Origin of the sequence: Paenibacillus sp. FSL R10-2771, assembly GCF_038000205.1 — a bacterium.
Lineage (GTDB): Bacteria > Bacillota > Bacilli > Paenibacillales > Paenibacillaceae > Paenibacillus_AQ > Paenibacillus_AQ phytohabitans.
Map to the genome: position 1 here is coordinate 5,738,362 of NZ_JBBOBM010000001.1, position 22,351 is coordinate 5,760,712.

15 protein-coding genes and 1 pseudogene are annotated in these 22,351 nt (G+C 54.9%); 2 read left to right on the plus strand and 14 right to left on the minus strand.

Going from position 1 to position 22,351, the window contains the following annotated elements:
* Positions 1–180 precede the first annotated feature (180 nt).
* Positions 181–1,275 (plus strand): M24 family metallopeptidase, encoded by a 1,095-nt coding sequence (locus NSU14_RS24385; protein WP_336102958.1) that lies wholly within the window; start codon positions 181–183, stop codon positions 1,273–1,275.
* A 68-nt stretch (positions 1,276–1,343) separates the two neighbouring features.
* Here the strand turns inward: NSU14_RS24385 and NSU14_RS24390 are convergent, their stop codons facing one another.
* Positions 1,344–2,069, minus strand: a complete 726-nt coding sequence (locus NSU14_RS24390) for a queuosine precursor transporter (protein ID WP_042134420.1) — start codon at positions 2,067–2,069, stop codon at positions 1,344–1,346.
* A gap of 394 nt (positions 2,070–2,463) precedes the next feature.
* Between NSU14_RS24390 and NSU14_RS24395 the strand changes: the two genes are divergently transcribed.
* Positions 2,464–4,152 carry a methyl-accepting chemotaxis protein gene (locus NSU14_RS24395; protein WP_042134417.1) on the plus strand — a complete coding sequence of 563 codons (1,689 nt, stop codon included), beginning with the start codon at positions 2,464–2,466 and terminating at the stop codon, positions 4,150–4,152.
* Positions 4,153–4,583: 431 nt separating this feature from the next.
* Here NSU14_RS24395 and NSU14_RS24400 read toward each other — a convergent pair whose 3' ends face one another.
* The 13 genes and pseudogenes from NSU14_RS24400 to NSU14_RS24460 form a co-directional block, all read right to left on the minus strand.
* A complete protein-coding gene (locus tag NSU14_RS24400; RefSeq protein WP_042134414.1) occupies positions 4,584–4,910 on the minus strand; it encodes a YnfA family protein in 327 nt (108 codons plus the stop codon).
* Between the two features lie 2 nt (positions 4,911–4,912).
* Positions 4,913–6,466 (minus strand): cobyric acid synthase, encoded by a 1,554-nt coding sequence (locus tag NSU14_RS24405; RefSeq protein WP_340948986.1) that lies wholly within the window; start codon positions 6,464–6,466, stop codon positions 4,913–4,915.
* Positions 6,467–6,727: 261 nt separating this feature from the next.
* Complete coding sequence (cobS, locus tag NSU14_RS24410) at positions 6,728–7,498, minus strand: adenosylcobinamide-GDP ribazoletransferase (protein WP_340948987.1); 771 nt, start codon at positions 7,496–7,498, stop codon at positions 6,728–6,730.
* Between the two features lie 34 nt (positions 7,499–7,532).
* Positions 7,533–8,096, minus strand: coding sequence for a bifunctional adenosylcobinamide kinase/adenosylcobinamide-phosphate guanylyltransferase (cobU, locus tag NSU14_RS24415; protein WP_076242408.1), 564 nt, complete (start codon positions 8,094–8,096; stop codon positions 7,533–7,535).
* The gene (cobT, locus tag NSU14_RS24420) at positions 8,093–9,154 is read right to left on the minus strand and encodes a nicotinate-nucleotide--dimethylbenzimidazole phosphoribosyltransferase (protein WP_042134408.1); all 1,062 of its coding nucleotides are present in this window, start codon (positions 9,152–9,154) and stop codon (positions 8,093–8,095) included. Before cobT ends, cobU begins: the two co-directional genes overlap by 4 nt.
* A gap of 218 nt (positions 9,155–9,372) precedes the next feature.
* Positions 9,373–10,560: an aminotransferase class I/II-fold pyridoxal phosphate-dependent enzyme gene (locus NSU14_RS24425; RefSeq protein WP_336103919.1), complete on the minus strand. Its 1,188-nt coding sequence runs from the start codon at positions 10,558–10,560 to the stop codon at positions 9,373–9,375.
* A 41-nt stretch (positions 10,561–10,601) separates the two neighbouring features.
* Positions 10,602–11,591, minus strand: coding sequence for a D-alanine--D-alanine ligase (locus NSU14_RS24430; RefSeq protein WP_340947519.1), 990 nt, complete (start codon positions 11,589–11,591; stop codon positions 10,602–10,604).
* Positions 11,592–11,605: 14 nt separating this feature from the next.
* A pseudogene (locus tag NSU14_RS24435) lies at positions 11,606–13,065 on the minus strand (aminotransferase-like domain-containing protein).
* A 568-nt stretch (positions 13,066–13,633) separates the two neighbouring features.
* Entirely contained in the window at positions 13,634–13,795 is a 162-nt protein-coding gene (locus NSU14_RS24440; protein WP_340947520.1) for a hypothetical protein, read from the minus strand.
* Positions 13,789–14,868 (minus strand): histidine phosphatase family protein, encoded by a 1,080-nt coding sequence (locus NSU14_RS24445; protein ID WP_340948988.1) that lies wholly within the window; start codon positions 14,866–14,868, stop codon positions 13,789–13,791. Before NSU14_RS24445 ends, NSU14_RS24440 begins: the two co-directional genes overlap by 7 nt.
* Before the next feature lie 11 nt (positions 14,869–14,879).
* A complete protein-coding gene (cbiB, locus tag NSU14_RS24450; RefSeq protein ID WP_042134404.1) occupies positions 14,880–15,845 on the minus strand; it encodes an adenosylcobinamide-phosphate synthase CbiB in 966 nt (321 codons plus the stop codon).
* 52 nt (positions 15,846–15,897) lie between these two features.
* Positions 15,898–16,821 (minus strand): adenosylcobinamide amidohydrolase, encoded by a 924-nt coding sequence (locus NSU14_RS24455; RefSeq protein WP_256703729.1) that lies wholly within the window; start codon positions 16,819–16,821, stop codon positions 15,898–15,900.
* Between the two features lie 146 nt (positions 16,822–16,967).
* Positions 16,968–21,935 (minus strand): S-layer homology domain-containing protein, encoded by a 4,968-nt coding sequence (locus tag NSU14_RS24460; protein ID WP_340947521.1) that lies wholly within the window; start codon positions 21,933–21,935, stop codon positions 16,968–16,970.
* Positions 21,936–22,351: the final 416 nt, after the last annotated feature.

The window sequence follows — 22,351 nt, forward strand, 5'->3', positions numbered from 1 at the left end:
AACCTCCTGTTAAGTGAAGCGGGAATAGAAACCAGAAATGATTGTGGCAACTATTACCCGGTGCTTAACTTCACTAAACCCCCTTTAGCATCCGTTCGAGGGACGTGCAGCCTCCCGGATTATGAATTATAATGAGAATAATGCTGTTTCACGCGTGTATATGAAAGGGGAATTATTGCAATGAATGAAGCTCTGCTTAAACTGGAGCAAGGACTTACAGAAGGGGGCTTGGATGCTCTCCTCGTAACCGATCCCAAGCATGTATACTATCTGACCGGCTTCGCCAGCAACCCGCATGAACGCTTTCTGGGCCTGCTGCTAATCCGCGGCGGGGAGCCTGTGCTGATCGTTCCGGCGCTGGACGCCGAAGCGGCGCATGCCGCCTCCTCGGTGAAGACTATTCTGACGCACAGCGATACGGACAACCCGTACGAACTGCTCAAATCCCGATTCGGCGGCGCTGCTCCGGCCAGCTTCGGCATAGAGAAGGAGCACTTCTCCGTCAGCCGCTATGAGTTGCTGGCAGACGCCATCCCAGCGGGGGCATTCAGCGACATCGGCCATCTGCTCCGCGCTATGCGCGCCATGAAGACGCCTGAAGAAATCCGCATTATGAAGCATGCCGCCGAGCTTGTGGAGGAAGTTCTCCGCCGGGGCCTGTCGCATGTCAAAGCCGGTGTCAGCGAGAATGAGCTGGTAGCGGAGCTTGAATACCTGATGAAAAAAGCCGGAGCCTCCGGCCCCTCCTTCGACACCATGGTGCTCTCCGGCCCGAATACAGCCCTGCCGCATGGCGTACCGGGTGAACGCAAGATTCAGCCGGGTGATCTGCTGATGTTCGATCTTGGCGTATACGCCGCAGGCTATGCCTCCGATATCACCCGCACCTTCGCTGTAGGCGAAATAGACAGCAAGCTGATAGATATCTACAATACTGTGCTTGCTGCCAATGAAGCTGGTATTGCCGCTTCTGTTGCCGGAGCCACCTTCGGTTCTGTTGACAAGGCTGCCCGGGATGTTATTGAAGCCGCCGGCTACGGCGAATACTTCATGCACCGCGTTGGACATGGTCTCGGCATGGATACCCATGAATATCCATCACTGCATGGACTCAATACGGATATTATCGCAAACGGCAACGTTTTCACCGTAGAGCCGGGGATTTATGTGCCGAATCTTGGCGGCGTGCGCATTGAGGATGATGTGCTCGTTACGGCAGAGGGCCCGCAGACGCTGACCAGCTTCCCCAAAGCATTGACTGTGCTGAGCCTGTAATTCAGAAATCCAAAAAAGCCCCAATCTCCAGATCACTGGAGGTTAGGGCTTTTTTTTATAAAACTATTCTATGAAATATTGCGCTTGGTCTCCTGGGAGGGGACGGTCTGCTCTTCTTCAGCGAACTTAAAGGAACGGGCAAGGTATAGCACCGGTGTGCCTGCACCTGTAAGCAGGAATTTGGCCAGATAGGTAGTCAGCAGAATCTCTGTCCATACCTTCAGGTCATAGGTTCCGGCAAAAGCAATCGTACAGAAGATCAAAGTGTCAACAAAAGAGCTGATCATGGTGCTGCCGTTAGAGCGGATCCAGAGCTGCCGTGAGCTGCCGTAGTACTTGCGGATCCATGCGTATAAGCGCACATCCAGAAACTGGCTGATAAAATATGCGGTAAGACTGCCCAGCGCAAGTCTCGGCATCAGGCCGAAGATCGTCTGGAGTGAGGATTGGGCAATATCCGTCTCCTGCGGCTCAAATACAAGCACCATCTGCATAATGACGGTAGTCATCAGCAGAGTGAAGAATCCGAACCAGACGGCGTTCCGCGCTTCTGCCCGCCCGTATCTCTCATTCAGCAGGTCACTGGTCATATATAACGTGACATACATCGTATTTCCCAGCGTCATTACAATATCGAAAGGCATCGCAATCGTCTTGGCGACTTGTATATTGGCGACCACGGTTGCCATGCCGACCCAGGCATAGAGCCCTTTTTTACCGAACAACCGGTAGCAGAGCAGAAAAAACACAAAATTAACAACAACAAACAAAATCCCCCACAACAAATTAAACATATTTCGGTTAACTCCTCCTAGTTTTGGTTACGCGGGATGGTTACGAACCGCGGCTATCCACTCTTATAGAAACAAAACATTAATACTCTACCACAGAAAAAGCTAACATGCTATGAAATTTAAAATTTTCATGAAAACAGCGTATAATTCATTTTTTTCGGTAAATTGGTGATAGACTCGTTAAATATTCAATTTTTTCTGAAAAATAATGCAGTATAGAGCAAACTTTCACTATTCAACCTGAGGTTAATTCTATAGAATAGTTATCAATCACAATTCCCGTTCACAGATAGCTTCATATATGACCTACACCAATGGAATATATTGCTGCTTGCCTGGCTCTTTGTCTGGCTTGGGATATTCAGATGCAATTGACAGAAAAGGAGAGAAAGAAATGTTCCGTTTCAAAAAATCAATTAGCCGCAAGTTTACGCTTCTGCTGTTTGTCGTTCTGTTACTCACTTCTCTTTTGCTAAGCATCAGCTTCTACTTCATATCCATTAATATCATCGACAGCTATGTGATGCCGCAGATCAACAAGTCTCTGACTGCCTCAGCCCAGGATGTATATAAGAATCTGAATGCTACAAGCGCGCAGCAGGCTCTTAACAAGAATGAACAGGCGGGGACCAATGTAGAATTCTATTTCGAGGAAAAGCGGAAGCAGCACGATGTTGAGACCATTTTCCTCATTGACCTGAAGGAAGGCAAAGCTACTGTTCTGGTCGCGGATCATAGCGCCAAGCTTCAGCGTGAAGAGTCCATTGAGGTATTGCCTGCCATGGAGCAAGCCTCCAAAGGAAAATCCGGACTTAGTGAAATCTATAGTGATAGTCATGGTATACATAAGAGTGCATTTGTTGGCGTTCCCGGTACCACCATGCTCGTTGGCGTAAGCTCGGATGTCGGCTTTATCCAAGAAAAGATGAGCAGCATTCTGTGGACCAGTGCGGGAATCACCCTGCTGGCACTTATCATCGGACTCTCCGGCGCCACACTGATGAGCCGCAGAATCATCCGTCCGATCAAACTGCTGGCGGCCTACAGCAACAAGCTGGCCGGAGGCGATTTCACCGAAGCACTTACGATCAAAGGCAACGATGAAGTAGGCCAGCTCTCCGAGAGCTTCCGGATCATGAGCGAGCGGCTCAAGGAGATGATCGGACATGTGCTGGATACATCGGGCGCAGTAGTTGCCGATTCCAATGATCTGAAGGAACGTGTTCAGATTCTGAACAATATGGCTGAGCAATCCGCTGTCTCTGTAGAGGAAATCGGTAAAGGCAGCACCACGATTGCGAGCAGCGCACTCGATAATTCCCGGGCCATGGATGAGATCAACATTGGCATCCAGCATATCGCTTCCGCCGCCGGTGAGGTCACGGAGCAGATCAGTGAAGCCTCCGCCGAAGCGATGGGCGGTAATGACATTGCCCAGAGTGCTGTGCAGCAGATGCGCCAGGTGGAACAGGCCTCGGTACAGTCGCTGGAGCAATTCCGTATCATGAATGAACGCTCGCTGATGATCGGGGAAGTGGTGCAGGGTATTACCGAAATCACGAAGCAGATTCAGATGCTGTCGCTTAACGCATCCATTGAAGCAGCGCGCGCCGGAGAGCATGGCCGGGGATTCGCTGTCGTGGCCGGTGAAGTGCGCAAGCTGTCGGAGCAGTCCAAGGAATCCAATGAGCAGATCCGCGAATTCCTGCTCGGACTTCAGGAAGATATGAACCACTCGGTATCCGAGATGAACCACGTAAATACAGAAGTAGCTTCAGGTATGAACAAAGTGGTGGAAGCAGGCAATGCCTTCAATCATCTGCTGATTCTTATCCAGAGCATCAACCACAGCATCCAGTCCGTATCTGCTGCTACCCAGCAGATTTCGGCAGGCACCGAAGAAGTCAGCGCCTCGGTGGAAGAAACGGCACAGATTACAGCCAAGTCGCAGCAGAGCGCTGATACGCTGGCCGGCAACTCTGCCCGCCAGCACCAGGAGCTGGAAGGCCACGCGCTGACCGTAGAGCATCTGCATGAGCAGGCCGTGAAGCTGCAGAAGGCTGTCGAGCAGTTTAAGATTTAGATAGTTTCTGTTCAATCTATGAAGCTGTTTAGTGGTAAGATATAAAAAGCAGCTCCAAAGGCCTCGTGGCTGTTGGAGCTGCTTTTTTGCATAGGGACAAGCGTAATCATTCAATTCCTCAAATTTGATTCGTAACCGGCAAATTGGGTTTGTTAGGTACACGCCGTTTCAGTATAAATGTTGTACGATTTACAACTCCGATTCATAGATACCAGGTTTTTTAGAAGGATTGTTGTATGTAATACAATAATTTTCCTGATTCCCTGTTTAGAAAAGGAGAAATCCTGCCTTCCGTACAACATTTTTGAATATAAAAGCGATGTAATCCGCAAAATGTTGTATTTTGGGCAGGATTCATAGAATAACAAGGTTCCATCACAATCCGTGGATGAGAATAGAGGGATTCGTGCGATAACTGATTAGGACCATGCTCAGTGTCTCGGTGCCCACAAGATGACAGAGACCCCAATCACGCAGATGCCGGCGCCGATCCAGTCGTAGAGATCCGGTGTTTTCCGGTCCACCAGCCAGCCCCACAGCACAGCAAGCACGACGAATACTCCGCCATAGGCGGCATATACCCGGCCAAAGGAAGGAAACTTCTGCAGCGTCGGGATAATACCATACGCGATCAAGATGGCAGAGCCTGCCAATCCGTACCACAGCGGCCGCGATTCCCGCAGCCAGAGCCAGACCAGGTACCCGCCCCCGATCTCGGCCAGTCCGGCAACAATAAACAGCAGAACCGCAATAAACATCCCTATTCACCTCCTCCCCGCAAGCCCATAATATTGTACACGGCTTCCATGTCCAGATGTGATCTTACAGCATCCGCCAGCCGGTCAAATTCCTGCTCACGGAGCGCAGCAGCCGAGAAGGTTACGGATAGCGGTGCGAGTCCTTTGGCAATACGCAATCCGTCCAGCCAGCTGCGGCGCAGCCCATCGTTGTGGAACAAGCCGTGCAGATAGCTGCCCCAGACTCTGCCGTCCTGGGTTCCCCAGCCTTCCGGCACAGCCTGCCCTTCCGGTCCGTCCAGACTGAACAGACTGCGTACTGAAGCAGCATCATGATTCGTCGTCGTTCCCATATGTATCTCGTACCCGGTAATGGGCATCTCTCCGATTGAGGCGGGCGCCTGTGTGCTTAGTTGCAGCGGATGAGCCGCAGCCAGTGTTCCGCTCACGCGTACCGTGGTCTTCTGCTGCAGGAACGCCGTTGACAGCGGCAGATACCCGAGGCCCTCACTCTCACCCGGTTCAGCACTCTCAACCGCATGAGGATCAAGCAGCTGCACCCCCAGCATCTGATACCCGCCGCATATTCCGGCAAGCTGCTGCGTCCCCTGTCCCAGTGCACGCTCTATGGCCTCCGGGAACCCCTGCTCCCGCAAATACTGCAGGTCGGCAGCTGTATTCTTCGTGCCCGGCAATATAATGACATCCGGCGTTCCAAGCTCGTCTGCCGACAGGACATAGCGTACGGCAGCATCCGGCTCATCCTCCAGCGGAGCGAAGTCGGTGAAATTGGAGATGCGCGGATAGCGGATGACCGCAATATCAAGTTCTTTCATAGAACCTTCACGCACGCGGCCTGAGGTTCCTTCCAGAACTACGGAGTCCTCCGCCTCAATCCGCAGCTGCGGCAGGAACGGCAGCACCCCCAGCACCGGAATGCCTGTACGCTCCTCCAGCCAGTCCAGCCCGGGCTGCAGCAGCGAGACATCGCCGCGGAATTTATTGATAATGAAGCCTTTGACCCGGGCCCGTTCATGCGGCTCCAGCAGCTCCAGCGTGCCTACAATGAAGGCAAACACGCCGCCCCGGTCAATATCGGCAACCAGCAGCACCGGGGCATCCGCCCAGCCTGCCAGATTCATATTGACGATATCCCGCGCCTTGAGGTTGATCTCCGCGGGGCTGCCTGCGCCTTCCATCAGCACAACATCATAGGCCTCCCGCAGACGGCCAAGCGCATCCATCACCGTCCCTTTGGCTTCGGGGAGAAACTTCTCACGGTATTCTCTCGCACTGAGCGCGGCATGCGGCACACCATGCACCACAATCTGCGCGCTCATCTCACCGGATGGCTTCAGCAGGATCGGATTCATGTCGCTGGTAGCCGTAATACCGAAGGCTTCCGCCTGCATCCCCTGGGCGCGGCCGATTTCTTTGCCGTCTGCTGTAACATAAGAATTCAGCGCCATATTCTGCGACTTGAACGGTGCCGTACGGTAGCCGTCCCGGGTCATAATCCGTCCGATGGCGGCGGTGACGAGGCTTTTGCCGACATCGGAGGCGGTTCCCTGCACCATCAGCACGGCGGCTGGCTGCTGCTTGCCGCGTCCATCTGCAACCCCCGGCGCTGCCTGGACGGTAGCTGGCTGCTGCTTATCCGCTCCCTGAGCAGCTCCCGTCGCTGCCTGAAGCGCGGCCTTACCTGAGGCTGTATCTTCCATGTTCATCTTCTTCGCTTCCTCGCTTTCTGGCTGCTGCCGGTGTTCAGGGCGGTGCAGCCCTATGGCCTATTGGAGCGCTGTGCGGCGCTGCCCTAAGTGCATGGCGGACGCTGTCCGCTACAGATTGTGCTGCAGCAGCACCAGCACCAGCAGAACCACCGTCTCCAGCAGCTCACCCAGCGCGCCGTAGACGTCGCCGGTGAGCCCGCCGAGCCGGCTGGCGATCCGCCGCGCTGCGAGCATGCCGCAGGCTGCCGCAGCCGCCGGCGCCAGGACGGCCGCCGCTGCCAGCTGCGGCCAGGCCCCGCTGCCCGCGCCGAGCGCCAAAGGCGCCGCGGCAGCGGCCAGCGTAAGCAGCGCGGCGGTTAGACGCGCTCGCCGCTCCAGCCGGGCAGGCAGCCCGCCGAAGCTGGCGGCCAGCCCTTCATTGCCGCGGGCCAGCGGATAGCGGGCCATGGCCCGCACCATGTACCAGCGGCTCCAGACCGGCGGCAGCATGAGCAGCGGCAGCATGCTGTAGCTGCCGCCTTCAATCAATGCCGCCAGCAGCGAGGCCTTCAGCAGCAGGAGCAGCACGCAGGCCAGCACGCCCATGGCGCCTACGCGGCTGTCCTTCATGATCTCCAGCATCCGCTCCCGCGAGCGGTAGCTGAGCAGCGCATCGGCGCTGTCCATCCAGCCGTCCAGATGCAGCCCGCCAGTCAGCCCCACCCACAGGATGAGGGTGATGACAGCGGCAGGCCAGGCCGGCAGCAGCCAGGCGGCGGCAGCTGCGCCAAGCGCGGCGCTGAGGCCGATGGCTGCGCCGACCAGCGGATAATAGACTACGCTGCGGCGCAGCAGCTCCGGCGAGAAATCCGGGCTGTATTTGACCGGAAACCGCGACAGGAACTGAAACGCGGCAGCGGCATCCCCCGCGCGCTCACAGGATGTACTCCCGGCTCTTTAGCTCAACAGGTATTCCGGCCGTAACCAGGAATACCTGCTCACACTGCCGGGCAAGCCGCGCATTCATCCGTCCGGCCAGGTCACGGTACAGCCGGCCGAGTGAATACTCCGGCACAATGCCGTCTCCTACTTCATTGGTAACCAAAATTAGCGTTCCCTGGAAGCTGGAGACACTCTGCTCCAGTCCGGCAATTGCAGCTTCCACCAGCTGCTGCCGGTCACTGCGTTCCTCCACAGCCAGCAGCTGGTTGGACAGCCAGAGCGTCAGGCAGTCCACCAAGACTGTCTGACCGCTGCCGCTGCCGGACAGCCGCCGGAGCAGCGCCGACAGTTCAAGCGGCTCCTCCAGAGTCTCCCAGCGGAAGCCGCCCTCCTCCCGCTGCTGCCGGTGCAGGGCAATCCGGGCCTTCATCTCTTCATCGAACGCTTGCCCGGTCGCCACATAGACCGCCTGCTGCGGGTCTGCCAGCTTCTTGGTTAAGCGCTCGGCGAAGCCGCTTTTCCCGCTGCGTGCCCCTCCGGTTACAAGGATGCTCATACGCTCTCCGACCCGGAGACCCCCGCACTCTCGAAGGTCGCCATCTCCCGCATAATCCGGCAGACCGCTTCAATGAAATGCAGGCACAGCGCGCCGCCGGTGCCTTCACCGAGGCGCAGTCCGAGATCCAGCAGGGCCTCCAGTCCGAGGCGGTCCAGCATCAGCTTATGCCCCTGCTCGCCTGAGACATGGGAAGCAATCATATAAGCCGTGGATTCCGGCGCTAATGCCTTTGCTACCAGAGCTGCCGCTCCGGAAATAAAACCGTCCAGAATGACCGGAATCCGCAGCGCAGCCGCTCCCAGAATCAGACCGGCCAGGCCGGCAATCTCAAGTCCGCCTACCTTCGAGAGTACATCGATCGGGTCAGCCGGATTCGGCGCATTAACCTTCAGGGCGCGTTCGATCACCGATATTTTGTGGCGCAGCCGCTCGTCGTCGATGCCTGTTCCACGTCCGGCTGCCGTCTCTGGCGGAATACCTTCCAGTGCGCACAGCACCGCAGCACTGGCCGTAGTGTTACCGATTCCCATCTCACCGGTAATAAAAATCTCCGTTCCGTTCTTCACCGCTTCCTGGGCCACCTGAACCCCGGCCAGAATCGCACGCAGCGCATCATCGCGGCTCATGGCCGGACCTGCCGCCATATTGTCCGTGCCGCGGCGCACTTTGCGGTCGATCAGCTGCGGATGGCTGATGTCACCGTTAATGCCGATATCCACGAACTGCACCTCTGCACCGCCTTGGCGGGCCAGCACATTCACTGCGGCGCCGCCGCTCAGGAAGTTATAGGCCATCTGCATTGTAACCTCCTGTGGAAAAGCACTGACCCCTTCACAACAGACCCCATGATCCGCTGCCATAACTACTACCGTACGTTTGCTGTAACAGGGCTGTTCTACTTTGGAGATCCCGGCCAGCCGGACGGCCAGCGCCTCCAGCCGCCCGAGGCTTCCCGGCGGCTTGGTCAGGCTGTTCAGGCGGAGCACCGCGCGTAAGGTCGCTTTTTCATCAGGCGGAGCGATCCGTCCGGTTACTTCTTGTATGGCTGTGATCATGATATTACCTCCTGTTATCTATTGTATATTCTATTGAAAACAATCTACTGAAAATAATCCACTTCTATCTGCTCTGCATACTGTCATCAGAACACAAAAAAAAGCTCCCCTGCTCTGAAGAAGGGAGCTTCCGCTGACTTGGCTGCAAGCCAATTGAATTCTAACATATCCCTATTTCTTCCTTAAAGGATTATAGGTGATATAGATTGATCTTACAATTAGATTTTTACCTTCATGAAGCCTTCCAGCCGCTCCAGCGCCTCGGTCAGCTTCGCTGTAGAAGCCGCATAGGAGCAGCGGATATACCCTTCTCCGCCAGCCCCGAACACATGGCCCGGAACAACTGCGACTCCCGCCTCCTTCAGCAGCCTTAAGGCGAATTCCTCCGAGCTCATGCCGGTGTGGGCAATGGACGGGAAGGCGTAGAATGCCCCTTCAGGCATATGGCAGTGCAGTCCGGCATCGCGCAGCCCCTCCACAAACAGCGTCCGGCGGTCCTTGAAGCATGCCTTCATCCGGTCTTTATCCGGCAGAGCACTGCGCAGGGATTCGGCAGCGGCGATCTGTCCCAGCACAGGCGCACACATGGCTGTGTATTGATGAATTTTGAGCATAGCCGCCAGCAGTTCGCGGTTCCCGCAGGCATATCCGACCCGCCAGCCGGTCATGGCAAAAGCCTTCGAGAACCCGCTGATCACCACCGTCCGCTCCTTCATGCCCGGGAGTGAGGCAATACTTACATGTGCGCTGTCGTAGGTCAGCTCGGCATAGATCTCATCCGAAATCACGATCAGCCCATGCTCCTTCACCACCTCAGCTACCGGCAGCCAGTCCTCATAGGTCATTACCGCCCCCGTAGGGTTGCTTGGAAAATTCACCATCAGCAGCTTGGATCGCGGAGTGATTGCCCGCTTCAGTGCTTCGGCCGTGAGCTTAAAGCCCTGCTCCACAGTCGTCTCCACCGTGGCCAGCGTTCCGCCATTCAGATAGGCGATAGGCGCATAGGCGACATAACCCGGGGAAGGAATCAGAATCTCATCGCCCGGTGCGATGAAGGCGCGCAGCGCCAGATCCACGGCTTCACTGCTCCCTACAGTAACCAATATTTCGTCCGCAGGATCGTACTGCAGGTCGAAGCCCTTCTGCAAATACCCGGCAATCTCCTCCCGCAGCTCCATCCTCCCGCTGTTAGGCGTATACATCGTCTCCCCGCGGTCCAGGGCGCGGATACAGGCCGCTCTGACCTGTTCAGGAGTAGCGAAGTCGGGCTCACCAACCCCGAGTGAAATAATATCGTTGTTACCCGCAGCCAGATCAAAAAAAGCGCGGATGCCCGAAGGCGGGATCTCCCTTAAGCGCGGAGTAATGGGGTCGCTGTGCAGGGAGATGCCAGTGAGGCTCGGGATGCGGGGGTGGCGGTCCACAGGCAAAGCAGATTGTTTTCTGTTCATAACCTGCCACCCCCTTGCTGTGCCAGTTGTGCTTCCGGTGCTTCCGGTGCTTCTGGTGCTTCCGCTGCTCCACTCATCCCCCCACGCTCCCGCAATGATCCGCTGATAATCTCATCGAGCAGCCGGGTGAAGGAAATGCCAGACGCCCTTGCACTTTGCGGCAGCAGGCTGGTTGCGGTCATGCCGGGCAACGTGTTCACTTCCAGCACATAAGGAATGCCGTCCTTCAGCAGCATATCCACCCGTGCATACACCGCGCATTTCAGCGCCCGGTAGCAGGTAAGTGCCGCCGTACGCACCCGTTCCTCGACCTCCGCAGGCAACTGGATGATCTGTTCCTCCGCCCCGCCCTGCTCATATTTGGCGCTGTAATCGAACCAGTCGGCACCGAGCGACTGAATCCCGATTACCGGCAGCAGCTCTCCACCGAGAATGGAGCAGGTAATCTCCTGCCCTGTTGTATAACGCTCAATCAGCACCGAGCAGTCCGCGGCAAAAGCCTTCTCCACCGCCCCGCGCAGCTCCTGCGGATGGTTCACCTTGGTCATGCCGATGCTGGAGCCGCCGGAATTCGGCTTGACCATCACCGGATAACCCAGCCGGTCCACGGCTTCCGGTGCATATTCATTGATATGGTCCCAGCACAGCCAGTCGGGTGTGGGGATGCTTTTGCTGCGGATAACCGTCTTGGCCAGCCCTTTATCCATGCAGAGACTGCTGGACAGCACGCCGCTCCCGGAATAAGGAATGCCTAGCGTTTCAAGCGCACCTTGTACGGTGCCATCCTCGCCGTAAGTCCCATGCAGGGCGAGCAGAGCGAAGTCCAGCCCCACGACTCCCTCCAGCAGCTCTTTACGCGAGGTGATGGGAACCGGAATCCCGGTGTATTTTGCCGGATCCAGCGCCTTCAGCATCTCCCTGCCGGTATTCATGGATACCTCATATTCAGACGATACGCCGCCCATAATAACTCCCACTCTAATCATATCCGTACACCCCTTCATCCCATAAGTTGCCGTGCTGTCCTGCCGATAATTTCGATCCCTTTGCGTATATCCTCATCCGCCACTCTGGAGAAGCCCAGCCGCAGCGTGTTCTGCCCTGTACCGTCTGTGAAGAAGATGTCTCCCGCCGTAAAAATAACCCCCTGCCTGTGGCACGCCGCCAGCAATTCCCTTGTGCTGAAGCCTTCAGCGAACGTTACAAACAGATGTAGCCCCCGTCCCCCGATAATGAGGCATACGGAATATGCTCCTTGCAGCAGGCCAGCGTCAGCTCGTATTTGCGTTTATACTCCAGCCGGGCCTTCTTCAGATACTTCTCCAGATTGCCGCCCAGCAGATATTGATACAGGATAGACTGGTCGAGCGTTGAGGTATGGATGCTGCGTGCCCTTTTGACACTTTCGAGATAATAGATCAGCTCCTGATCCGCCAGCACCCAGCCCACCCGCAGTCCGGGGAATAGCACTTTGGAGAAGCTGCCGAGGTAGATGACACTGTTCCCGCTGCCCGCCGCCGCCATTAACGGAGCCACATGGGCACCCGAATAACGCAGCTCCTCGTTGAAACCATCCTCGATAACCGGCACCTTGTAATCAGACATGAGCTTCATTAGGCCTTGTCTTTTCTCGGGAGACATGACAATTCCGGTAGGATTGTGGTAGGAGGGGACCAGATACGCACAGTCGTATTCCCGCTCTTCGAGCGCGCGCTTGAGTTCGCCGAGGTGGATGCCATCCCGCTCCATCGTTACCCCGTGTATCCCGAAGCCGTGCAGCTTCAGATTCTTGATCGCCGTATGATGCGTCGGGTTCTCACAGATCACAGCGCCATGCCGCTTACCCAGAGCAGACAACACTATGTCGAAGCCCTCCGTGAACCCGTTCGTAATCAGCAGATCCTTCCCGCGCATATCCACGCCCTTGTGCTCCATATATTGCCGCAAATAATCTATTAAAGGTTTATATCCCTTGGCATATCCATAATTCAGCAGAACGTTGCCCTCCACGGACATGCGTTCCAGAAAAGCTCTTCGGACATGATCCAGATCGAAGAGGCTCTCATCCGGCGCGATACTGGTAAAAGAAATCGTTCCTTTCCCCGCGCGGATTCCCCGCTTCATAATGTCCAGCTCTTCCGCGAGCAGCGCCTGGCCGCTGAGCCGCTCTTTCCAGTCCACGCTCCAGGATGCCGCTTCCGGATCTCCGTGCCCCGCTGCTGCGCCATGTGAGACATAACTCCCCTGGCCCTGCACCGTATACGCGAAGCCGTCATCCTCCAGACTCTCATAAGCCGAGATAATCGAGTTGCGGCTGACCTTGAGGAGTGTGCTGAGTTCCCGTGTTGAGGGGAGCTTCTGCCCGCCCTGGAGCGCGCTTTTGATAATAAGATGCTTCATGTAATCCTTCACCTGGATATATACCGGACGTCCGGCAATGAGCTTGAAATCCTTAAACATACCGCTATCGCCCCCATAGCTATCATGGCACAGACGCCGCCGTAAAAAAAGAACCACAGCCCCGGGATTTTCTTCCGGCTGTGGTTCTAAGGGGGATAATGTATTCGGTTTTTCGAATACATTTAGCTCGTTACCCCTGTCGGCGGCGCATTGTATTCGGTTTTTCGCATACATTTGGCTCGTTAACCGTATCGGCGGCGCATTGTATTCGGTTTTTCGCATACACTTGGCTAATTAACCCTATCGGCGGTGCATTGTATTCGGTTTTCGCATACATTTGGCTCGTTAACCGTATCGGCGGCGCATTGTATTCGGTTTTTCGCATACATTTGGTTCGTTAACCCTATCGGCGGTGCATTGTATTCGGTTTTTCGCATACACTTGGCTTGTTAACCCGAACAGCGGTACATTGTATTCGGTTTTTCGCATACATTTGGCTCGTTAACCGTATCGGCGGCGCATTGTATTCGGTTTTTCGCATAAATTTGGCTAATTAACCCTATCGGCGGCGCATTGTATTCGGTTTTTCGCACCCGAGTTGTAGCGGTCCCTAGTCCAGCTGCGGTAGCTACACTTCGCGTGGCATCATGCGCCAGGCTCCTTCATCCTTCCGAAGATTCAGTACAGTGACTTCACCCGGAGCGGGTGCAGCTACTGTATAGAAGGTTACTCCTTCGGTCAGACGCGCCAGCAGCAGCCGGATGATGCCGCCATGAGTCACAATCAGCACGCGCGGAGGCGGGGATTGGGTGATGAGTCTGGCACTAGTGAAACTGCCGAAGATGAAATTGGTACTGGTGAATCTGCCGCTGGTGGAACTGCCGCAAATGGAATCGGCACTCGTGAATCTGGTACTGGTGGAACTATCACAGATGAAATGGGCACTGGTGAATCTGCCACTGGTGGAACTACCGCTGGTGGAACCACCCTTGGTTCGCTGGTTTCAATCCAGGGCATCCCCCTGTTAATGCTTGTATGCTCCAGTTCCTGCTCCAGCTGAGTCCAGAAATCATCCACCCGGGCTTCAAATTGTTCCCACGCTTCCCCTTCCGGCGGTGTTACTAATTCGGGGTGGTCAATCCAGCTGCGGTAATGCCCGTTATCCTTCAGCTGCTCATAATCGCCGCCTTCCCAAGCACCAAAATCCAGCTCGCGCAGCTGCGAATCATAGATGGCCTGCCGCTCCAGGTGTGGAGCCACAGCTGCCAGCGTCTCCCTGCACCTGAGCAGGTCACTGCAATAGACACGCCAGAATTCCCCGCCGAGCGCCGACTGGTCGCTTAGTGCGGACAATTGCTGACGCGCCTCCGGCAGCAGCGGCAGATCGGTGCTGCCCAAATAACGGCGCTCCTTGTTCCACTGCGTATGCCCATGGCGGATAAGCACCAGCTCTAATTCCAGTTGAGGTTCCTGCTCCTGCTCCAACTCCAGTTCTAACTCCTGCTCCAGTTCCTGCTCATGTTGAGGCTCCCGCGCCAGCTCCTGCTCCAACTTCTGCCCTAGCCCCAGCTCTTGCTCCAACTCCCGCCCTAGCCCCAGCCCCAACTCCTGCTGCGGTGCCGGGTTACTTAGAACGCTGCGAGCTACCAGAGCCGAATCCTTCAAGTGGCTTATCTTGTCATTGTCCGCATCCTTGTCCTTGTCCTTGTCCTTGTCCTTGTCCTTGTCCTTGCCCTTGCCCTTGCCCTTGCCCTTGCCCTTGCCCTTGCCCTTGCCCTTGCCCTTGCCCTTGCCCTTGCCCTTGCCCTTGTCATTGTCCTTGTCATTGTCCTTGTCCGTATCCTTACCCTCGTCCTTGTCCATCTGCACTCCGCTCAGCCCCCCATCCCCTGCCATAACAAGGCAACCGCTGCACACAGGCAGACAAATATGGCTGAAGACAGCATCATCATCCGCGAAGTCACGATAATATCCTCCGGCTCCATTGTCCGCAGGGGATCCCCCATGTAAGCGCGGAAGGAGGTTACGCCGTGGTATACATTTTCTCCGCCCAGGCGGATGCCCAGTGCTCCGGCAACTGCCGATTCCGGGTAGCCGCTGTTCGGGCTGGGATGAAGACGTGCATCCCTCCGCACGGAACGCCAGCATCTCCGCCAGTCCAGCCGCAGCAGAGCTGCACACAAGGTTAGCAATAGCGCTGTAATCCGCGCCGGTATGTAATTGACCACGTCATCCAGACGGGCAGATGCCCAGCCGAGGTCGCGGTACTTGTCGTTCTTGTAGCCGACCATGGAATCCAGCGTGTTCACCGCACGGTAAGCCATAGCCAGCGGAGCCCCGCCCAGCAGGGCGAAGAACAGCGGCGAGATGATCGCGTCGACGATGTTCTCCGCCACTGTTTCCACTGTGCCGCGGACGATCTCCGGGCTCTCCAGATGCGCCGTATCCCGGCCGACGATCATTCCCAGCGCTCTGCGGGCAGCGGGAATATCTCCTTGGCGGAGTTCTGCGAATACCGCCAACCCTGCATCCTTCAACCCTTTGGAGGCAATCGTTGTGGAGATCAGCCATACTTCGGCAGCCCCGGACAGCCAGGGGGATATCTTATAGAGTAGCATGACAAGCAGCGCTGTCAGCACCCATGCGCCTCCTGCTACCAGGAGCGGAAGCAGCAGCCCCGCCCGCTTCAGGGCGCGGGGCGCCGATGCGAAGCGGCGGATAAGCTGCTCTATCGCGCTGATGGCCTTCCCCATATAGACAACGGGATGGGGAAGATTACGCGGATCGCCGACAATCCGGTCCACAACATAAGCGGCCAACAGTATGATGGCAAGCTTCACCTTGGTTCACCCCGCTGCGGTTCCTGGCGGTCCTTCTTCATCATTCCAGACATTATTCCCGGCCGCCCTTCATCAGATGGCCGGGCTGCCCATTTAGTGCTTCTTGAGGCGGTAACAGTTCAGCTGCCACTACTGCTTCGACTGCAACTGCTTCTTCTCCACCCGCAGCTTGCCCAGTTTCCGCAGAAGCTGCAAGTTGCTCTGCCTGCGCCAAGTTAGCTAGTTCCGCTCTCCGCGCAGCCTCTGCCGCCTTCACCGAACTCAGACTTTCCGTCACCGCACTGTACACCAGCCTGCCGATGGCTCCGCCCAAGTCAGTCGCAGTTCCGGCGTAGACATGCTCCGCTGCGTAGCGGCGGCTTCCGCTCACCGCGAGCACGATCGCATCCGTGGTGGTTCCGGTTGCGGTTAGCCCATTCTCGGAATCCGTGATTCCGAGATCCGCCAGTGCGGCAGCCTTCGCTTCCGTGGCCGTCATCACGGCGTTGACCATGGCAGACGGCGACAGCCAGCCGTCAATGCCAAGCATGATGTTGATCGTGCCCGGGCGGTAAGCCGCCAGCACGCTGCGCTGCGATCCGGCGCGGGCGGCATTGCCCGCAGCCGCTGTCACGCAGCACATTATCCCCGCAGAGCCGGTATCCTCCTCGGCAACAGCGGCATGTTCAAGCGGAACTGCCGTCATCAGTCCGGCACAGCCTTCCAGCGGATAACCCCACTCCTGCAGCTTATTTTCCATATCCCGTACCGGATTGCTGCATTCGTAGTCCCGGGTGACATATTGGTTCACCGCCCGCTTCAGGCGGCCTGTTCCTCCGCCATACACTGCGCTTGATATACTGTCTACCTCAGCCGGAAATTCCAGCAGCAGATGGCCTTCCCGCCACTCCAGCGTTAGTCCCTGCCAGACCCTGCTCTGGTACACTGCCAATCCACCGTCAAGATTAAAGGGTAGATTCACATTCACTTCTTTCACGTTACATCCGCTCCTCTCACGCAGTAAACTATTCCTAAACCGACTATATCATTATATAGTATCTCGTTTTCTCTGTATCAATGTTTGTAGCCTGCAAACAAAAAGCTGACGCCGGAAATCCGGACGCCAGCTTGCTCTGCCGTATGCTACTGCTGTTCAGTTATGTCTAACAGTCTTAGAATCAGGGTTACTGCCTCTGCCCGCGTTGCCTGATCATTCGGAGCCAGCCGGTTATTGCCTTGGCCTTCAACCAGACCCGCTTCATAGGCGGCTGCCGCATACGGCTGACCCCATGAAGGAATAAGCTCCGCATCTACAAAAGCTGCCTTAGCCTTGGAGTCTGTCTTCCATTCCAGCGCCCGGACAATCATGGCAATCATCTCCAGGCGGGTAATCTTTCCGCCGGGCCGGAAGGACTGATCCGTATAGCCTGTAATCCAGCCGGATTTAACCGCAGCGGCAACATACGGCTCCGCCCATGGCTGAATGCTGCCTTCATCCGTGAAGGAAAGTCCGGATAGCGCAAGGTCCACCTGTAAGGCGCGACCCAGGATCACCGCGAATTCACTGCGCGTAACGGCTCCGTCCGGACGGAAGGTTCCGTCTGCATAACCGTTCACCAGCTTGCGCTGCGCCGCAGTTATAATGCTCTCTTTTGCCCAGTGCTTCTCTACATCCTTGAACGCAGGCTGAGTAGCCATACCGCCATCGCCTGTATTTCCTGCGCCGCCTATGCTGCCCGTATTGCCGGTGGTTACGATAGTGCCGATAGTACCGGTATTCCCTGTGTTGTTACCCGCATTCCCATTATTGCCGTTGTTGCCGTTATTACCGTTGTTACCGTTGTTGCCATTGTTCCCTGTATCCGTGCCTCCGTCAGGCTTGGTGTCTGCCTTTAGCACCGTCAATACGAAGCTTTTCTGGGCCTCTGCCCCGTCTTTCTTCAGAGTGGCCGTCAAAGTCACCCCGGTTGTGCTCGCCGAACGTTTAACCTCCCCTTTACTGGAGATGATATCGGGATTACTTGAGGTCCAGGTAATTTCACTTCCATGTTCGCCTGCTGCCGGCAAAATAACGTCTTTCGTAACCGAGGTCTGGAGGTCTCCATCAGCATAAACAATTTCAAGCTTATCCTTATCTAAGTTAACAGCCAGCGGTTTCGGTAAATCCCCTAAAGTTATCGTTACTGAGGCTGTATTTAACGGGACCGTAACGATACCTTTGCTGTTATCCATTATGCCTGCAGATACATCCGTAATATTGTTCACCATGCTTGGCAATTGGACACTGAAGCTGGCCCCTCCGGCCTCTACCTTCGCCTGACTCAAATCGCTGCTGAAGGTCACCACGAGCTGATTGTCTTGTCTTACAATGCTGTACCCGACTCTGCCGCCCTGCAGAGCGGGGTAATTCTGCACACTGGCCACCACATTATTGTTCTTGGCAGCGTCCTTGACCCACTCCTTAGGGATCCCGCGGCCTACAATAATCTCAGCCTTCTGATTCTGATCATAAATCCGCTCGGCAATCAGGGAATCAATGAGCACCTTGGAGTTCACGGATTGTCCCCACATATGCTGGGCTGATCCGCCGCCGCCCGGTGTATTCTGAAGGTTCAGCTGATCATTCGTCTGTGCCCAAGGGCTTCCTGCGACAGGATAATTGATCCCTTCCCACCAGCTGAACGGCCCGCTCATCGAATTTTCAATCATGAATTCATACGCTTTGATGCCCATATCCCGGTATTCTTCTCCGCGCAGTGCAGCGCTTCCGTAACCGGCATTATATGCGCTTGAGTAGAAGCCATGCGGATAACCCCCGAAATTGTAAGGAGAATCTGTCGTATCCTCCTGGATACGCCGGTTGATTCCATAGGAATACGTATCATCCAGCAGCTTCAGGTTGATATTATCCTCGGGCTGCTCTGCCCCATACAGATACCCGTCCCAGTGCCATCTGCCGAACAGGAACATGGAGGCCCAGTTCGCATCTCTGGAGTCTCTCATCCGGTTCTCATCATTGGTCTCAACGACCGATGCCGGAATATAATCAAGCCCTTCTTCGGTTATCGTCTGCTGCAGCTTGGCTGTGAATTTGGCCAATAAGTCGTCATACCTTGCTTTTGCCCACTCCGCTTCCTGCAAATAGGTTTCATCATTTTTTAAACGGTAGAGTTCGCGGGTTACATATTCATAAGCGGTCAGACCGGTCAGGGCAGAGTAATTGTCGATCGTCCAGTTGCCCTCGGAATCAATCGCATACGTTTTTTTCATAATTCCGTCAGCGTTGCGGTCACTCTCAATGGTTCGCGCTCCGAATTTAACCCGCTTCTCAAATACGGTGCCGGTAGAGCCGTCATCGGCGGTCATCTGCTCATCGAAGATAGAGGCGTCACCGGTTTTACTTAAGTAAACAGCGTAGGCCCATGGAATTTTCCAGTTGGTATCCCAATACAGATTGCTGTCCACCTGACCCGTCTCAATGTTGATTCCGCCTGTCAGCGGGATACTCTTCAGATAATCCTGCGCATGAGCGAAATCCCCGCTCTGAATCAGATTTACCAGAATGCCCAGCGTATCATGGGAGAATAACCGGGCATAGCCGTTTTCACCCACATGCAGATACGTATCATCTTTAATAATCAGCGTATCGATATAGCCGGATTTGAACGCATTCTCAAGCTCCCGGTTCGGCAAGCCGATATCCACTACTGCGGAGAGTCTATTCAGCCAATAAGCTTTCATCTCACTGTAGTTGGCTTCGAAGGTTCCCAGACCCGCCACCTGCTCTTTGGTCAAGGAAGTAAACCGGGTCACGTTCTTGTCAAAATATTCATATTTATCAGCTTCAATTGCATATTCCCTGACAACGCTCCCGCCCGGCTGAACGGTGTACATATTTACAGCGTCCGCATTGATTGGAACCAGATTGCCCGAGACGACCGGCAGCAGCATGAGCTCGCCTGAATGATTCGTAGCCGTGACTCTGGAATAGTTGACGACATAATCCTTCTGGTCCACCGTGTGCTTGTTGGCGAAGGTCTCAATCTTGTAGTCTACTTTATTCTTCGTATATTCACTGATCATTACAGGTAAATAACCTTCCCCCTTGGTCCACTGGATGTTGCTTGTATCTGCAACTCCGAACGTGACCATTTGCTTAGGGGCTACCGGACCATGCTGCTCCGGACGGCTTCCGCCGATCTGATATGATCCGTCCAGAAAAGCAAGCGAAGCATTCTTGTCGCCTTCGAAGCCGAAGGCTGCTGTCATTTGCGCATGCGTATCGTACTGGTATTTGCCTGCGGTCTTCAAATTATGAACCGCTTCCAAAACAGTGGAGAAGGCGGTCAGCTTCTCGTTATCCGGAGCGTTAACATCCAGCGCCTTGGCGGCTTGCACAGCTGCATTCAAGGTGTTCAGGGAACTGAGGGTGTAGCCTTTGATGACGGCCCGGCTAATAAGATCGATCTGCCCGGCAATCGCCGCCATATCCATATTAATCTCCAGCTGGCCCCTTGCCTCCTGTAAATGGCTGAGCGCTGCATTGATCTCCTCCGGGTCAGCGTCAAAATCGTTCAAAACCAGGCCGGCATTAGCCAACGCAGCTTCGAGTGCAGACCACGACTGCACGGTGTACAGCCTGCTGTTGTAGTTAGATTTGGCAATATCATCGATTAAGGCCTGTAAGGCGGTTCTGTCCACATCCGTATTCTTAATAATTCTTAAGATGCCGGTGCCCAGATGTGCTTCGGATTGGAAGGCACCGGAGACACTTTTGCCGAAAAATTCACTTGCCGTTTCCCCGTTCTTCTTCATGACCATCCAGCGGTATTTGCCGGCGGACAGATTCTTCTGCGATAAAACCAGAGCGTACCGTGTATTTCCGGCGAGACTATAACGGAGTGGAATCGTAGTCATTTCACCGTCCGCAACACGGTCACGGCTGACCACTGTTTCTGCAAGAAGAGTACCTGCCGGGAAGCCGGAAGGGTCTGTCCCATATAGCTTCACGGTCAAGTCGCTTACGCTATTGGACATTTTTCTCACATTTACTTGTGCGTACTGCATCTCGAAGCTCTCCTGAGCCGTAAAGGTCTGATATCTGTCCTGCTGATCCCCATTACTGCCGAATTCGTATTCATTCTCCGCAGCACCTGTGTAATCGATCATCAGATTGGTTTCTCTTCTTACCAGAGCCGCTTGCTTCTGCTCCAGAAGCGACAGGGCACGGTCGATTTCCTCCTGTAGGGCATCCTGCTTGTCCAGAACCTCCTTGGCTTCAATCCTTGCCTTGGCAAAGTCCTGCCAGGATTCATCCGTGTATACACCTTGGAGTTTGTCCTTCACCTGATTATAGGCAAGCTGGAGCATGCTTTTATCGGCTACCTCCTTGCTGCTTACCGCAAGTCCCGAGAAAGACATGTTACCGTACCTCGAAAGGGTTTCTGCCTGCAGACCCTCAACTCTTAGTTGCACATTGGCTGGCACCTTAATCTGATACTTATATACTTCCGAAGTCCCACCCGCACTGATCTCCTTCGTCTCCATGAGGTTCATATCTGCATAGATCCTCACAGCAGCTTTCGCCTGCCATAACCCGATGCCGAATACGACCGTTGACTCCTGCGGCTGCGGGGCAACTTGGAAGGTCCAGCCTACATCCCCGTATATCCCCGAATCTCTGTTCTTGGGGAAAAACACGCCGAATCCGGTATCCTTGACAGCCCTTTCATAACCTGCCATGCCGTCATTCCAGGAATAGGACAAATAATTCCCGTCATTGCCCCTATCTGGCTTCCCTTCGGTACTTGTCGTACCGTTCCCGTACACGCTGAAGGTTACAGAGCTGGGAACGGCCTTTTTAATCTGAATGATGTCATCCGGGCCGTTGCCTTTCAGATGCAGCCAGTCTACATTCCCAACCTCCGACAGATCCAGCGCATACTCACCTTCTACTTTACTTTGGGTAATATCAAGTGCGGGGGAGCTTATAGCGGCGTCTGCACCGTCTGCTCCATAGGCGGCCTGGGGCTGGCCAAGCGGGGTTGAGGATAGGACCAGTGAAGCCAGCAATATCAAGACGGGGATTTTTCGTAAGGGTATTCTGAGCATTCTTTAACCTCCTTGTGTATTTGATTTAAGCATATAAAAACCCGGCAAATTTAAACATACGAATATCTTTACATCCAGCCGACTTTTTTTACCTCTTTACGGCCCGGCCATCCGGGTAAACATAATGTTTGGGTTCATGCACGCTTAGTAACAAGTCTGCGGGTGAACGCGTGGCGAATTAACTTTTCGGTAACATACATACTTCAAAACAACACAAAAAAAACCGTTCCTGTAATTAATGGAGGTACTACCCGCCATTTCAAAAGGAGCGATTTCTTTGTACATTAATAGATGATGAACCCTTCTGGTAAGAGACGGGTTCCGTTCCGTGCTAAAGCCGGCTAAATAAGTGGATTTATGACATTTAATTATATGATTTAACCGTATATGCGTTTATTAAGTGGAAAAATGGCATC

What these genes read in the sequence shown, in the direction of transcription:
- NSU14_RS24385 (WP_336102958.1), top strand. Translation starts at nt 181, where the DNA reads ATGAATGAAGCTCTGCTTAAACTGGAGCAAGGACTTACAGAAGGGGGC.
- NSU14_RS24390 (WP_042134420.1), bottom strand. Translation starts at nt 2,069, where the DNA reads ATGTTTAATTTGTTGTGGGGGATTTTGTTTGTTGTTGTTAATTTTGTG.
- NSU14_RS24395 (WP_042134417.1), top strand. Translation starts at nt 2,464, where the DNA reads ATGTTCCGTTTCAAAAAATCAATTAGCCGCAAGTTTACGCTTCTGCTG.
- NSU14_RS24400 (WP_042134414.1), bottom strand. Translation starts at nt 4,910, where the DNA reads ATGTTTATTGCGGTTCTGCTGTTTATTGTTGCCGGACTGGCCGAGATC.
- NSU14_RS24405 (WP_340948986.1), bottom strand. Translation starts at nt 6,466, where the DNA reads ATGGTGCAGGGAACCGCCTCCGATGTCGGCAAAAGCCTCGTCACCGCC.
- cobU (WP_076242408.1), bottom strand. Translation starts at nt 8,096, where the DNA reads ATGAGCATCCTTGTAACCGGAGGGGCACGCAGCGGGAAAAGCGGCTTC.
- cobT (WP_042134408.1), bottom strand. Translation starts at nt 9,154, where the DNA reads ATGATCACAGCCATACAAGAAGTAACCGGACGGATCGCTCCGCCTGAT.
- NSU14_RS24430 (WP_340947519.1), bottom strand. Translation starts at nt 11,591, where the DNA reads ATGATTAGAGTGGGAGTTATTATGGGCGGCGTATCGTCTGAATATGAG.
- NSU14_RS24445 (WP_340948988.1), bottom strand. Translation starts at nt 14,868, where the DNA reads ATGGACAAGGACGAGGGTAAGGATACGGACAAGGACAATGACAAGGAC.
- NSU14_RS24460 (WP_340947521.1), bottom strand. Translation starts at nt 21,935, where the DNA reads ATGCTCAGAATACCCTTACGAAAAATCCCCGTCTTGATATTGCTGGCT.